General features: G+C 56.2%; 13 protein-coding genes. 9 read left to right on the forward strand and 4 right to left on the reverse strand.

From position 1 onward, the window contains the following. The 9 genes from ET33_RS05155 (at position 1) to ET33_RS05195 (ending at position 11,167) form a co-directional block, all read left to right on the forward strand. Entirely contained in the window at positions 1-1,284 is a 1,284-nt protein-coding gene (locus ET33_RS05155; RefSeq protein WP_036677396.1) for a dihydroorotase, read from the forward strand. A 338-nt stretch (positions 1,285-1,622) separates the two neighbouring features. Further along, the gene (gene carA / locus ET33_RS05160) at positions 1,623-2,798 is read left to right on the forward strand and encodes a glutamine-hydrolyzing carbamoyl-phosphate synthase small subunit (RefSeq protein ID WP_036677400.1); all 1,176 of its coding nucleotides are present in this window, start codon (positions 1,623-1,625) and stop codon (positions 2,796-2,798) included. Further along, on the forward strand, positions 2,785-6,000 hold the full coding sequence (carB, locus tag ET33_RS05165; protein WP_036677403.1) for a carbamoyl-phosphate synthase large subunit: 3,216 nt from the start codon (positions 2,785-2,787) through the stop codon (positions 5,998-6,000). Before carA ends, carB begins: the two co-directional genes overlap by 14 nt. 118 nt (positions 6,001-6,118) lie before the next feature. Further along, on the forward strand, positions 6,119-6,850 hold the full coding sequence (gene pyrF, locus ET33_RS05170) for an orotidine-5'-phosphate decarboxylase (protein ID WP_036677406.1): 732 nt from the start codon (positions 6,119-6,121) through the stop codon (positions 6,848-6,850). A 35-nt stretch (positions 6,851-6,885) separates the two neighbouring features. Further along, the gene (gene pyrE, locus ET33_RS05175) at positions 6,886-7,545 is read left to right on the forward strand and encodes an orotate phosphoribosyltransferase (RefSeq protein WP_036677409.1); all 660 of its coding nucleotides are present in this window, start codon (positions 6,886-6,888) and stop codon (positions 7,543-7,545) included. Between the two features lie 136 nt (positions 7,546-7,681). After that, positions 7,682-8,200 carry a sigma-70 family RNA polymerase sigma factor gene (locus tag ET33_RS05180; protein ID WP_036677412.1) on the forward strand — a complete coding sequence of 173 codons (519 nt, stop codon included), beginning with the start codon at positions 7,682-7,684 and terminating at the stop codon, positions 8,198-8,200. A 14-nt stretch (positions 8,201-8,214) separates the two neighbouring features. Then, on the forward strand, positions 8,215-9,339 hold the full coding sequence (locus tag ET33_RS05185; RefSeq protein WP_051775111.1) for a hypothetical protein: 1,125 nt from the start codon (positions 8,215-8,217) through the stop codon (positions 9,337-9,339). Further along, complete coding sequence (locus tag ET33_RS05190; RefSeq protein ID WP_036677413.1) at positions 9,336-10,289, forward strand: ABC transporter ATP-binding protein; 954 nt, start codon at positions 9,336-9,338, stop codon at positions 10,287-10,289. The genes ET33_RS05185 and ET33_RS05190 overlap by 4 nt, the downstream gene beginning before the upstream one ends. Further along, positions 10,286-11,167, forward strand: a complete 882-nt coding sequence (locus ET33_RS05195; RefSeq protein WP_036677416.1) for an ABC transporter permease — start codon at positions 10,286-10,288, stop codon at positions 11,165-11,167. The genes ET33_RS05190 and ET33_RS05195 overlap by 4 nt, the downstream gene beginning before the upstream one ends. Positions 11,168-11,294: 127 nt before the next feature. Here ET33_RS05195 and mtnB read toward each other — a convergent pair whose 3' ends face one another. The 4 genes from mtnB to proC are packed head-to-tail and all read right to left on the reverse strand — an operon-like array spanning position 11,295 to position 14,774. After that, positions 11,295-11,939 carry a methylthioribulose 1-phosphate dehydratase gene (gene mtnB, locus ET33_RS05200; RefSeq protein WP_036677417.1) on the reverse strand — a complete coding sequence of 215 codons (645 nt, stop codon included), beginning with the start codon at positions 11,937-11,939 and terminating at the stop codon, positions 11,295-11,297. After that, positions 11,929-12,597: a 2-hydroxy-3-keto-5-methylthiopentenyl-1-phosphate phosphatase gene (locus ET33_RS05205; protein WP_036677421.1), complete on the reverse strand. Its 669-nt coding sequence runs from the start codon at positions 12,595-12,597 to the stop codon at positions 11,929-11,931. The genes mtnB and ET33_RS05205 overlap by 11 nt, the downstream gene beginning before the upstream one ends. Then, the gene (locus ET33_RS05210) at positions 12,594-13,892 is read right to left on the reverse strand and encodes a 2,3-diketo-5-methylthiopentyl-1-phosphate enolase (protein WP_081890205.1); all 1,299 of its coding nucleotides are present in this window, start codon (positions 13,890-13,892) and stop codon (positions 12,594-12,596) included. Before ET33_RS05210 ends, ET33_RS05205 begins: the two co-directional genes overlap by 4 nt. Before the next feature lie 15 nt (positions 13,893-13,907). Beyond that, entirely contained in the window at positions 13,908-14,774 is an 867-nt protein-coding gene (gene proC, locus ET33_RS05215) for a pyrroline-5-carboxylate reductase (protein ID WP_036677424.1), read from the reverse strand. Between the last annotated feature and the right edge of the window lie 30 nt (positions 14,775-14,804).

Genomic DNA, 14,804 nt, shown 5'->3' on the forward strand with positions numbered 1-14,804 from the left:
ATGGGAATTTGGATACTGAATGCCAGCCTGGCGGCTGGGGGCAATGAGCTGAAGAAAAAGCACGTGTTCGCAAATGGTGAGCGCATCGAGCAAATCGTCGACGCAGGGGAAGCTTTGCCGGATACGGCCGGACATACGGTTATCGATGCCCAGGGCAAGCTGCTGGCACCCGGACTCATCGACATGCACGTACATCTGCGCGAACCGGGCTTCGAATATAAGGAAGATATCGCGTCGGGCACCCGTTCCGCGGCGCGTGGTGGTTTCACAACGATTGCCTGCATGCCGAACACGCGACCGGTTATCGATACGGTGGAAACGGTGCAGTATGTGCTGAACAAGGCTCAAACCGAAGGCATCGTACGCGTTCTGCCTTACGGCTGCATCACGAAAAACGAGCTTGGCCGCGAGCTTACAGACTTCGATGCCTTGAAAGAAGCCGGAGTCATCGGCTACACGGATGACGGCGTCGGCGTGCAAAGTGCACAAATGATGAAGGATGCGATGGCCAAAGCGGCCTCGATCGGTATGCCGGTTATTGCGCACTGTGAGGATAACACACTGGTCGAAGGCGCTGCCGTAAGCGAAGGCGCATTTGCCCGCAAGCACGGACTCAAAGGGATTCCGAACGAATCCGAAGCGATTCATGTCGGCCGTGACATTCTGCTCGCGGAAGCGACAGGGGTTCACTACCATGTATGCCACGTCAGCACGGAACAGTCGGTTCGCCTGATCCGTCAAGCGAAGCAGATTGGCATTAAAGTAACCGCCGAAGTGTGTCCGCACCACCTGCTGCTGTCTGACGAAGACATTCCCGGGATGGACGCGAATTGGAAAATGAACCCGCCGCTGCGCACCCCGCGAGACGTGCAGGCCTGCATCGAGGGCCTTGTCGACGGCACGCTCGACATCGTGGTCACCGACCACGCTCCGCACAGCGAAGAAGAGAAAGCGCGCGGCATGCAGCTTGCCCCGTTCGGCATCGTCGGCTTCGAGACGGCCTTCCCGCTCTTGTACACGAAGTTCGTCGCTACGGGTCAATGGACGCTGGAGTTTCTGCTCGATAAAATGACCAAACTGCCGGCGCAAGTATTCGGACTTCCTTGGGGAACGATCGAGGTCGGCAAAACCGCCGATCTGACGCTGATTGACCTCGAAACGGAGAAGAAGGTCAATCCGGCGGAATTCCTCTCCAAGGGACGCAACACGCCGTTCACCGGCTGGAGCCTGAAAGGCTGGCCGACCTTAACCATCGTCGGCGGAAACGTCGTCTGGTCCGAGTAGGGAAGGGCGAGTAGACCTCTGCTGCTAGGGGAACCTACAGTTAGGGAAATAAAGGAACAGAGTTCCTTATTTATAGAAACGATTTTGTTGTAAAGAAGGCATTGAGCAGGTCGGTTGCTTGTGCACGAATACCCGCAACACCGTAAAGCGTGTCCGGCCGGCCACGGGGGCGTCAGCCTCCGCGCCGTCCGGACAAACGCGATCCCCCGTCGCAGCTCCTTCAAAGCTACATACCCCCTTGTGCGACAACTTGAGGGGTCCAGGGGCAGCGCCCCTGGGGTCCCCCTTTGAAAAGGGGGAATTAGGGGGATTAATACCACATAGGGAGATGACAGCAGATGCAGGCAAGATTGTTGTTGGAAGACGGTACGCTGTTTACCGGCAAAGCATTCGGAAGCACCGGCGACTCGGTTGGCGAAGTCGTATTTAATACAGGCATTACAGGATACCAAGAGGTATTGTCTGACCCGTCCTATTGCGGTCAAATCGTAACCATGACGTACCCGCTGATCGGAAACTACGGCATCACGCGCGACGATTTCGAATCGATCCGTCCGTTCATTCACGGATTCGTCGTTCGCGAGCACGAAATGGTGCCTAGCAACTGGAGAGCCGAGTACTCGCTGGACAGCCTGCTTAAAGAATACGGCATTATCGGGATCAGCGGTATTGATACCCGGATGCTAACCCGCCGCATCCGTCACCATGGCGTCATGAAAGGCATCCTAACCACCTCCGAGAAACGTGTGGAAGAGCTGCTGGAGCAGCTTAAAGCATCGCCGCTTATGACCGATCAAGTGTCCCGCGTATCTACGAAAAGCGTGTTCAGCGCTCCGGGAACGAAAGAGCGCGTCGTTCTCGTCGATTTCGGCTCCAAGAGCGGCATTTTGCGCGACTTAACCAAGCGCGGCTGCGACGTCGTCGTTGTTCCGCAGGACACGACCGCGGACCAAATCCGACGGTTAGCACCGGACGGCATTCTGCTGTCCAACGGCCCTGGGGACCCGAAAGACGTGCCGCATGCGGCGAAAATGATCGCCGAGCTGCTCGGCGAATTCCCGATCTTCGGCATCTGCCTCGGCCATCAATTGTTCGCGCTGGCGAGCGGCGCCGATACGGAAAAGCTGAAGTTCGGCCATCGCGGCGGCAACCACCCGGTAAAAGACTTGGCTACGGGCCGCTGCTACATCACATCGCAAAACCATGGCTACACCGTAAATGAAGAGTCGATCGCCGGCACGGATTTGGAAGTGACTCATATCAACAACAACGACAAGACGATCGAAGGGCTGCGCCACAAAAAATATCCGGCCTTCTCCGTTCAGTACCACCCGGAGGCAGCACCGGGACCGTTCGATTCGAGCTACTTGTTCGATGACTTCCTGCAGCTGATCCGCGATCAAAAGCAAAACAACCCGCAGCTTCCGCGTCAGGCGCAGATCGCAGCGGCATACAAAGCGGGCAGCACGGCCGTATCCGCATCGAAAGGGGAGCTTCACCATGCCGAAAAATAATAACCTCAAAAAAATTCTCGTGATCGGCTCCGGTCCGATCGTCATCGGGCAAGCGGCGGAATTCGATTATGCCGGTACGCAAGCTTGCCAGGCTCTGAAAGAAGAAGGCTTCGAAGTCGTTCTGATCAACAGCAATCCGGCGACGATCATGACCGATACAAACATGGCCGACAAAGTATATATCGAGCCGATTACGCTCGATTTCGTCACCCAAATCATCCGCCAAGAGCGTCCGGACGGCTTGCTGCCGACCCTTGGCGGCCAGACCGGCCTCAATATGGCGGTTGAGCTGGCGCGCGCCGGCGTACTGGAGCGCGAAAACGTGAAGCTGCTCGGTACTCAGCTAATGGCGATCGAAAAAGCGGAAGACCGCGATTTGTTCCGTGATCTGATGCGCGAACTGGAACAACCGGTGCCGGAAAGCACAATCGTTACGACCGTCCAGGAAGCGCTCGATTTTGCGAATGAAATCGGCTATCCGATTATCGTACGTCCGGCGTACACGTTGGGCGGAACAGGCGGCGGTATCTGCGCCACCGAGGAAGAGCTGCTGGAAACTGTTTCCTCCGGTATTCGTTACAGCCCGATCGGCCAATGTTTGATCGAGAAAAGCATCGCCGGCATGAAGGAAGTCGAGTACGAGGTGATGCGCGATGCGAACGACAACTGTATCGTCGTGTGCAACATGGAAAACTTCGATCCGGTTGGCGTTCATACGGGCGACAGCATCGTTGTGGCACCGAGCCAGACGCTGTCGGACCGCGAATACCAAATGCTGCGTTCCGCATCGCTCAAAATTATCCGCGCCTTGAATATCGAAGGCGGATGCAACGTGCAGTTTGCGCTGGACCCGCACAGCTATCAATATTACGTCATCGAAGTGAATCCGCGGGTTAGCCGCTCGTCGGCTCTCGCTTCCAAGGCAACCGGCTACCCGATTGCCAAAATGGCAGCCAAGATTGCGATCGGTTATACACTCGACGAAATCGTCAACCCGGTGACGGGTCAAACGTACGCTTGCTTCGAGCCAACGCTGGACTATATCGTATCCAAAATTCCGCGCTGGCCGTTCGACAAATTTACCGCGGCGAACCGCAAGCTTGGTACGCAAATGAAAGCGACCGGTGAAGTCATGGCCATCGGCCGAACGTTCGAGGAGTCGATTCACAAAGCGGTCCGCTCCCTTGAAATCGGCGTTCACCGCCTGTATTTGAAAGATGCAGAGACATTAGACCAAGAGACGCTTGAGCAGCGGCTTGTGAAGCCGGACGACGAGCGCATCTTCCTGATCGCCGAAGCAATCCGCCGCGGATACAGCGTACAGCAATTGCAGGATTTGACCAAGGTGGACTGGTGGTTCCTGCACAAGCTGGAAGGCTTGATTGCCTTCGAAGCCGAGCTGCTTGTCCCGGAGCTGAGCGAAGAGCTGCTCCGCGAAGCGAAGCGCAAAGGCTTCACCGACCGCGCCGTTGCCGAGCTGCGTCGTCAAGCCGACAAAGGTCTGAGCTTGACGCAGGAAGCTGACGTTCGCGCATACCGGATCGGCTTGGGGCTGAAGCCGGTTTACAAAATGGTCGACACCTGCGCCGCAGAATTCGAAGCGACAACGCCTTACTACTACTCGACCTACGAGACGGAAGATGAAGTCAAAGAAACGACGAAGCAAAAAGTTGTCGTGCTCGGCTCCGGTCCGATCCGGATCGGTCAAGGGATCGAGTTCGACTACTCGACCGTACATGCGGTATGGGCTATCCAAAAGGCCGGCTATGAAGCGGTCATTATCAATAACAACCCGGAGACGGTGTCTACGGACTTCAATACATCGGACCGGCTGTACTTCGAGCCGTTGTTCTTCGAGGACGTCATGAACGTCATCGAGCGCGAGCAGCCGATCGGCGTTATCGTCCAATTCGGCGGACAAACGGCGATCAACCTCGCGGCGCCGCTTACGAAAGCGGGCGTGCGCATCCTCGGCACGGATTTGGAGAACATCGACGCAGCCGAGGACCGCAAAAAATTCGAAGCGCTGCTGCGTCAGCTTGACATCGCACAACCGCCGGGCGGTACGGTAACCTCGGTGGACGAGGCTGTCGGCATGGCTTCCCGCTACGGGTATCCGGTGCTTGTTCGCCCGTCGTATGTCCTTGGTGGCCGCGCCATGGAAATCGTCTACTCCGACGAAGAATTGCTCAGCTACATGGAGTATGCGGTCAAAATCAACCCGGAGCATCCGGTTCTCATCGACCGTTACATGCTCGGCAAAGAAGTCGAAGTCGACGCGATCTGCGACAAAGAAACGGTTCTTATCCCGGGCATCATGGAGCACGTAGAGCGGGCCGGCGTTCACTCCGGCGACTCCATCGCGGTATATCCGCCGCAGACGGTATCCGCCGAGCTGAAACAAAAAATTATCGACATTACGACTAAAATCGCCAGAGGGCTGCAGGTTGTCGGTCTCGTCAACATCCAGTTCGTCATCTATCAAAACGAAGTGTATGTGATTGAAGTGAATCCGCGCTCCTCGCGTACGGTTCCTTTCCTCAGCAAAGTGACGAAAATTCCGATGGCGAACGTCGCAACCCGCGTCATTATGGGCGAAAAGCTAGCCGATATGGGATACCAAACCGGCCTGTGGCCGGAAGACGAGTTCGTATCCGTCAAGGTACCGGTCTTCTCCTTCGCGAAGCTGCGCCGTGTCGATACGACGCTCGGACCAGAGATGAAATCGACGGGCGAAGTCATGGGCCGCGACAAAACGTTTGCCAAAGCGCTGTATAAAGGCTTGATCGGCTCCGGTATGAAGATTCCGCCGACAGGTGCGATCATCGCCACGATTGCCGATAAAGACAAAGCCGAAGCGATGGAAATTTTCCGCGGATTCGGCAGACTGGGCTACCGCATCGTCGCTACGGGGGGAACGGCACAAGCCCTGGAGGACGCCGGTCTTCAAGTAACCCGTGTCAATAAGCTGAGCGAAGGCTCGCCGAACATTCTCGACCTGATCCGCAACGGGGAAGCGCACTTCGTCGTCAACACGCTGACGAAAGGCAAAACGCCGGAGCGCGACGGCTTCCGGATTCGCCGCGAAGCGGTAGAGAACGGCGTTGTCTGCATGACTTCGTTGGATACGGTTAGCGCGCTGCTGCACGTATTGGAGTCCATTTATTTCCAATCCACGGCCATGCCTGCGAATCACGCATAACAACAATTGCATTAGCACAGCGTTCCGCTCCTTGCGGAAATGCTGTGCTAATCCCTTGATTAGGCCTTTCTACGAGTGGTCAGATTCACCCGATTTTAAAGAAAAGGGGCGGTAACTTGTGTCTACCAACTTAGCGGCGGCGAAGCGCATCATGGTCGCGCTTGATTATGCCGAGGCGAAGCAGGCGGAGTCGCTCGTCCGGTCTCTGGAAGGCATTCCGTGTTATTTGAAGGTGGGAATGCAGCTGTTTTACAGCGCCGGTCCGGCGTTCGTGCGGATGCTTAAAGAAAAGGGCTATAACGTCTTTCTTGATCTCAAAATGCACGATATTCCGAATACCGTCAAAGGCGGTGCGGAAAGCATCACGAAGCTAGGTGTAGACATGTTCAACGTGCATGCGGCCGGCGGCAAGCAGATGATGGAGGCGGCGATGGAAGGCGTGGACAAGGCGATTCAAGCCGCTTCCGGTCCTAAGCCGCTCGTCATCGGCGTTACGCAGCTTACGAGCACAAGCCAGGCGGTCATGAACGAAGAAATCGGTATCGAAGGTACGGTAGAGGATGCAGTGATCCGCTATGCCCGATTGGCCCAAGCCGCCGGGTTGCAAGGCGTCGTCGCTTCCCCGCTGGAGGTCGTTCGGATCAAAGAAACGTGCGGCAGCGGCTTTGTGACCGTGACGCCGGGCATCCGCCCGGCAGGAGCGGATATCGGCGATCAATCCCGCGTCATGACGCCGGAACAGGCGTTTGCTCAAGGGACGGACTATATCGTCATTGGCCGTCCGATCACAGCCGCGCCGGACCCAAGAGCGACGCTGGAAGCGATTATCGCTTCAGTCGAAGGGCTGTAAAAGCGCATTTTTTATATTTAAGGAGATGAAATCGAATGACAACCCCATCGATTCGTATAAATCCGGAGCTGGCCGGGCAAATTGCCGCCGATCTGCTCGCAATCGGCGCCGTAGCGCTTCGTCCGCAGCAGCCGTTTACTTGGACATCCGGTCTGAAATCGCCGATCTACTGCGACAACCGGCTGACCATTTCGTTCCCTGAGATCCGCGAACGGATCGCCGAAGGTTTCGTTGAGCTCATCCGCGACAATTTCCCTGATGCGGAAGTCATTGCGGGGGCGGCAACCGGAGGGATTCCGCATGCGGCTTGGGTGGCTCAAAAGCTCGGTCTGCCGATGGTTTACGTGCGCGACAAGGCCAAGGGCCACGGGAAGGAAAACTTGATCGAAGGCTTGATCAAGCCCGATCAGAAGACGGTGGTCATCGAGGATTTGATCTCGACGGGCGGCAGCTCGCTCAAGGTGGCCTTGGCTGTAAATGAAGCCGGGGCACAGGCTCTCGGGGTGCTTGGCATCTTCTCGTATCAGTTCGAGAAGGCACGCGAGGCCTTTGCGGGCTCGGGCATTCCATTCGAGACGCTGACGAATTACTCGGTACTGCTCGACGTCGCTCTTCGGAACGGCAGCATCCAGGAGCAGGATTTACAGGCGCTGAAAGCATGGCGTGAAAATCCGAGCGAATACGGCAAAGCCTAAACAAAATTTATGGCATTCGAATTCTTCCGCTACGCTAAAGGGAAGAGCTCGGATGCTTTTCATTTTTCACCGGGTGATGCAAAATAAGGCTGATCCCTGTCTTATGTATAGCTGCAGCTGAAAGGAGGACATCACATTGGAACATCCGGATTCCGATTATTTCCGTCATATATTTTATAAACATTACCCGTCGGTGCGCCGAAAATTAATCGCGTTGGTCCGCGACGAGGCAGCCGCCGATGATTTGGCCCAGGAAGTATTCCTGCGGTTATACCGCAATCCGCCGGACGATCCGCAGTTGATCGGCGCTTGGCTTCATCGGGTACTGACCCGGATCGCCTACGACCATATGTCCAAACGTGCCCGCGAACGGGCGCTTCAGGAGAAGCAGGAGCTTCATCTGCGGGTAACGGCGCAGGAGGGCAAGTCGAACGAGGAGACGGTTTTGGAGCAGTTTGAACACGAGGAATTGCGCGGGTGGCTGGACCAGCTTTCGGAACGCGACCGGCAAGTATTGCTCCTTCGATTTTCCGGCTACAGTTACGCGGAGATCGCCGAGAAGCTTCAAATTCGCGCACCGCTTGTAGGCACGCTTATTCACCGGGCGACCGCCCGCTTGAAACGGCATGCGGAATTGCAAACTCAAGTTGAATAGGAGGACCACGGCATATGACTGAGTCATTTGTAAGGAAAAATTCCGGCCCCACGGATGCGGCTTGGGAGAAGCTTCAGCAGCGGCTTGCTTCTGAACCGAAATCGCTTCGTTGGGAGCAGTGGGCAAAGGAAGCCGATAAATTAAACCCGTCAGCAGCAGAAGCCGGGGAGACAGAATCGTTACAATCGATCGCTATATCCGATAGTCGTTCGTTGCCTGTTTTAGAACCGGAGAAGACAGCGGGGGAGACGCCTAAAGCTCATCCGTTCGTCCGTTGGATCAAACGGCGTAGGAAGAGAGTAGCTGTTTCGGCCGCGGTGCTGATACTGGCCGCTTTCCTGAGCACGCCAATCGGCAACGAGGCGCTAGCTTCCATATTGAATAAATTTCGAATGCAGGAAATGACGGTCGTTCAGGAAAACGATCTGATGTATTTGTTGAACAGCGCTTTTCCGGAAGGACAAACGAAAGAAAGCATCAACAAGCTTGGAGCATTCACGAATACGTCCGGCAAAATAGGAGGAACATTTGAGGTCGGTAAGCTTTCACAGATGTTGGGGCGCAGCATCGTCATTCCGCAGGATTACGACGCCAAGTCAGATAGGCCTTATGTTAGTCCTTCCAACACGCTGACGTTAAAGTTGAACGTTGATGAAGTGAACCGTGTGATGTCCAGACTTGGCGCGAAGCAGATGCTGCCTGAATCCGTGGACGGCAAAGCGATTACGCTTGAAGCGGGCGAAAAAGTCCACCTGAACGTGAGAAACGGCGAACGAAGCTACTCTCTGACCCAGCAGCCGATTCCCGTCGTATCTGTCGATCCGTCGATTCCGGTGGCCGAAGCGCTGCAAGCGGTTCTGCAGTTCCCGCTGCTGCCGGATTATTTGAAGCAGAGCTTGCAGAACGTGGACCTGCTTACTACCGGAAACGTGCCGCTGCCTATCATCACGAATCGGCCTACCGAGAAGGTCAAAGTGGGGAGTACGGATGTGCTGATCATGGTGGAATCTACGGACAAACGAAATTATTACAATGCCATGTGGGTGAAGCAAGGTCAACTCTTTGAACTTTATGGCGATAACGCTCTCACGGATCGCGAAGCGCTGCTTGGCAAAGTGAAGGAGCTGATCGGCTCTTGACCGGGCTAGCCATTACAGCGCAGGAGCTGACGAAAGATTACGGCAACGGCCGCGGTTGCCGAAGCATTACGATTACCGTAGGGAAAGGGGAAGCCTTTGGCTTCCTCGGCCCGAACGGGGCGGGCAAGAGCACGTTTGTGAAAATGCTCGTCGGCTTGATCCGGCCGACTGAAGGGCACGGTACGGTTTGCGGCCATCCGATCGGCTCGTTGGAAGCGAGAAGGCATTTCGGCTACTTGCCGGAGCTGTACCGGTACCAGGAGTGGCTTAGCGGTGAAGAAGTGCTGCAGCTGCATGCCCGGCTATGCGCAGTCGAGGCTTCCGTAGCGAAGCGGCGCATTCCGGAGCTGCTCGACCTCGTCGGGCTCGGGCTGCGGGGCAAAGACCGGGTGAAGATGTACTCCAAAGGGATGCAGCAGCGGCTCGGCTTGGCTTGCGCTTTGGTGAACGACCCGCCTATCGTTTTTTTGGACGAGCCGGCCTCCGCGCTTGATCCCTTGGGCCGCAGAGATGTGCGAGAACTGCTGCGGCTGATGAAGGCGCAGGGCAAAACGATTTTTCTCAACTCGCACCTGTTGGAGGACGTGGAGCTGCTGTGCGACCGCGTCGCCTTGTTGAATAATGGTCAAATTCTGCAGGTTGGCTCCGTGGCCGACGTGCTGCACGAGACATCCCGCTGGCACCTTCGTGTCGGCGGGTTTGCGCCGTTTTTGCTGGCCTGGCTTCAGGAAGCCTCGGGCCTGACCGTGCGTCTTCTTGAGATGGCAGCGGAAGAAGATTCGGTCTGGCTGGAAGCGGAGCTGGAGGATGACGAGCAGATCGGCTGGTTGAACGCGCTTGTCATCGAGCAGGGGATGACGCTCTATGAAGTAAAGAAGGCAAAAACGAAGCTGGACGAATGGTTCGTCAGCTCCGTTGCCGGACGGAGCCATAGGGGGGAACGGGAATGATTACCATCATCGGCTCGACTTGGAAGGAACTGCTGCGCAAACGGGTCATGCTGTTGACGCTGCTGATGACCGTTATTTTCCTGTTCGCCTTCTGGTTTGTCGCCAAAACCATCGGAGCAAGCTTGCATGAGAGCCATTTTGCGTCGAGCATGCAAAATATGATTGCCGTTTACGAACGAAGCGCGATGATCTTGTCGCTCGGCTTTTTTTTCGGTTCATTCGTCATTGCTTTTTTGTCTATCTTCAGCTCGTTCTCCGTGATTGCAGGGGAAGCCGAGCAGGGCGTATTGCAGGCGTTAATGACTCGGCCATTATCCCGTTTATCCTGGTACATGGGTCGATGGATCGGATTTGTCAGTTGGGGAATCGGTTATGCGGCGCTCCTTTTTATATCGATTCTGCTGGTATCCTGGGCTCATGCCGGTATTCCCGGAGATATCGTGTCGCTAACGCGTTCGTTCGCTTTGTTTATTTTCGTTGTGCCGCTGCTTGTATCTTTATCGATGCTAGGCTCTTGTCATTTCTCTTCCACCGGGAACGGCGTATTGATGACGATGCTTTACGGGGCGGGATGGCTCGGGGGGATGATCGAAAAAGTGGCAAGCTCGATCCAAATCGAGCAAAATATAGCCATTAAGCCGCTGCTGACCATCGCAGGAATCATGTCGCTTGTCATGCCGGCCGATTCGCTGCAAAACCGGATGCAAGCGGAGCTATTTGCCATGAACGAGCTTCAAGGACTGGTGAATGTTAGAAGCCTTTTCGGTTTTTTCGGTGTCGGTCAAGTGCCGTCAAACGCCTTTCTAATGTACAGTGCCGGATATGTGCTTATGATGTTGCTGCTCGGCTTGTGGTCGTTTCGGAGAAAGGACCTATGATCCGCGCACATCTTACCAAAAAAAGCCCGTCTGCTCCATTCATCGCTTGCTTGTGATGAGCGGGGAGACGGGCTTTTGTCCGATTCCGTTGAGTGCGCAAGTACACTGCGCCGACTATAGGATAAGCTTACTTCTTCAGCAGGGCCCAGCGATAGGCATACTCGAACAGAAACTCGAACGCTTCGAGGTGCCGCTTCGCTTCGAAGGCATTGGCGCCCCAAGCATAAATGCCGTGCTTGCGCAGCAGAATGCCGGGAATGCGGGGGACGATCGCGCCTTCGACCAATTCGGCGATTCGCGGAATTTCCGCGTAGTTCGGGAGAATCGGAATATCGATGTGCGCTTCCTCTTCCCATATGTTGAATGCCTTGATCAGCTCGACGCCGTCCACCGGCACGCTGCCTCGTTCCGCATACAGCTCGGAGACGAGATTGTTGAACACGGTGTGCACATGAAAAATCGCGCCGCAGCCCGTCAAACGGTAGATTTCACAATGGATCAGCGTTTCCGCGGACGGCTTCAGGCCGGTCGTTTCGATCGGTTGGCCTGATTGGTCGACCAGCAAGTAGTCGGAAGGCGTATTGACCGACTTGTCCTTGCCGCTCGCCGTAATGGCAAACGCGAACTGCTCGGGAGAAAATTCCCCCGTCCGGATCGACAGGTTACCGCTTGTTCCCGGAAACCAGCCGCGTGCGGCCAGCAAAGTTTTAATCTCCCGCAGCTCGGCGAACGCCTGCTGCTTCTCTTCCAAACGAATGGCGCTAAAGCTCACGCACTTTCATCTCCTCTAACCGCTTGATCACATCGTGAAAATCTTCAAAAGGATAGTAATTTAACCCAAGCTCCTGGCACAGCTCGATCAGATGGGAGCGGGCGAATACCGTATCGGCCAGCTTCGCTCCGGCAAAATCGGTTACGCTGTCGCCGATCATGATGCGTTCGTACGACTCCCGCGGATAGGAGCGGATGATTCTCGTTTTGCACATGCCGCAGTCGTTATCACATTCGGCGTCGCACGAATGCGGCCACAGAATGCGGATATGCGTGCCGTTGAAGTCGCTCGCGTTGCAATAAATGTTTTCCTTCGGAATCACAAACGACGACAGAACGGGATAAACGAAAAAGTCGATTCCGCCGCTTGTCACCAGGAAGAGGATGTCCTCCTGCTTGCAGTAATCCAGCAGCTCGCGGAACCCGCTGCGAATCGTCACGTTGCCAATCGCGTAATCGACGACTTCCTGCCGGCGGGAGGTCGGAAGCAGCGCAAACATGCGTCCGACGCCTTCCCGGATCGTAATCTCCTTGGAGATGACTTGATTCACCAAAGTATCCCAGCCCTCAGGCTGAAAATGCTTCATAATCGCCACGATATTGTCGTTGACGGTAATCGTCCCGTCGAAATCGCAAAAAATAACCCGCTGCTTGCTCATTCTTTAATCCCCCACGCGTCAATTGCGGCTTGCAGCTCCGGATGCTCATCCGCGGCATACTCCAGCAGCGGAACGCCCGCCTGGCAGCCGTCGATCGCCTGCCGGAAGGCACGTCCGCCTGCCGCAGCACCCATAGGATGGCCATGTACTCCGCCGCCTGCATTGACGACCGCTTGCCCGCCAAAATCCCGCAAGATGAGCGGTACAAGTCCGGGATGAATGCCGGCTGAAGGGACCGGGAAGCTCGCTGCAAGCGGAACTTGTCCGTTCGCGGACGCCGATGCGCCGTCTCCGCCGTAGATATAGTCGGCCGCTTCGGTTGTCAGCAGCGCTTGCTTGATCGCCATGTTCTCTTCCTTCGGCATAACGACGGAACCGTACGGCGAAGGGAACAGCACCAGATCGGCCCCGGCGAGCCGCATGAGCTTACCAAGCAGCACGTTCGCGGCTATGCCGTGATACGGCGACGGATACAAGGCCCCGGCGAGCGACGGGTGAGCCATCAACGGCACGTTGACGTCAGGATGACGGCTCAGCTCGCTGAGAGCGTCGAAGCCATAAGCAAGCACGTTGAAGAGCAGCGCGTTGGCTCCGGCGTCGATCGCTTTTTTGGCTTGCTCGACGAGCCCGAAGGTCGGCCCGGTCAAGTTGGCCGCGTACAGCAGCTTCTGGCCGGTTTCCCGCTCGGCTTCGGCCGCCGCCTGCATGCACAGCTCGACCCGCTTCTCGATCGGGGTCAGCGGATTCTCAAACAAAATCTCGTCATCCTTGATCAGGTCGACGCCGCCGAGCGCCTGCTGATAAAACTGCTCCCGCAGTGTGGGCAGATCATGGCCGATCACCGATTTGAAAATGCTCATGAGCAGCGGACGGTCGTGAACGCCAAGCAGCTTGCGCACGCCCCGGGTGCCGAAGCGCGGTCCCGGAAAGGCGGATAAGAACGACTCGGAAAATGCCAGGTCGATCAGCTTGATCCGGCCGTCCATCGACAGCTTTCCGAAAACCGTGACAAGTAGGGCAGGGATATCGCGGCTGAAATTAATATCGGGATAAGCGATACGAATATCCGCATATCTTGCGGAAGCGGGCTCACCTGCTGACGGTTCGTGTACGTCCACGCTGACGACGCGGCCGAGATGCTTTTCCATTTCCGCCTTGCGCGCTTCCGGCAACTCGGTCCAGCTTCCGACGGTCAGACCGACGGCGATGCCGGTCGCTTTTTTATGAAAATCGGCTTTCTCGTCATAGCAACGGTAGGTGGCTACACAATACGCTGAGGATATAGCAAGACTCACAAACGGACACCTTCTTTACTTGGTATGGGAAGCGATGGAAGCGCTGATCGCCGCGCCCATCTCGGCGGAACGTTCCGTGGCGCGGTGTATCGCTTTGGAGATCGCATCGGTGAAGCCGCAGTGGTCCATCGTCTCGATAGCTGCCTGCGTAGCGCCGTTCGGAGACGTCACCTTGCGGCGCAGCTCGGCTGGCTCATCTCCGCTCAGCTCGACCATGCGGGCCGCGCCCATCACCGTTTGCACGGTCAGACGCTTGGCCTCCTCATACGTTAGCCCCCCGCTCATTCCGCCTTCGATCATGGCTTCCATCATATAATAAATGTAGGCCGGGCCGCAGCCGGATAACCCTACAATCGTTTCCATCAGCGATTCTTCAACGATCGATACGATGCCGACGGAGCGGAACATCTCTTCACCCAGCTGCCGCTGCGCGTCCGAGACGCCGCGGGAAAAGCTGAGCCCGGTTGCGCCAAGCCCGATGGTGCTGGATGTGTTGGGCATCGTGCGGACGATGGCCCAGCCGGTGCCGCCAAGAATCGCTTCCATCATGTCGATGGAAAGTCCGGCAATCACCGATACGAGCAGTTGCTCCTTTTGGAGCATCGGCTTCAAATCGAGCAAGCCTTGAGCGGCGTCGCTCGGCTTAAAGGCCAAGACGATAATATCGGCGGAAGCGATAGCTTCGTTTCGTCCGGCTGCTCCCGCGGCATAACGAATGCCGTATTGCTTGTTCAATTGTTGCAGACGGGCTTCATTCGACCGATTGACGGCTACAAGCTGTTCCGCCTGCATGCCCGCCTCGGAGATGAGTCCTCGGATGATCGCTTCCGCCATGGAGCCGGCGCCGACGAACGTGATGTTTTTGGATAAAATCTGTGACATATTGGCTGCTCCTTTCGAACTTTGCAAGTC

The organism is Paenibacillus tyrphae (genome assembly GCF_000722545.1).
GTDB lineage: Bacteria > Bacillota > Bacilli > Paenibacillales > NBRC-103111 > Paenibacillus_G > Paenibacillus_G tyrfis.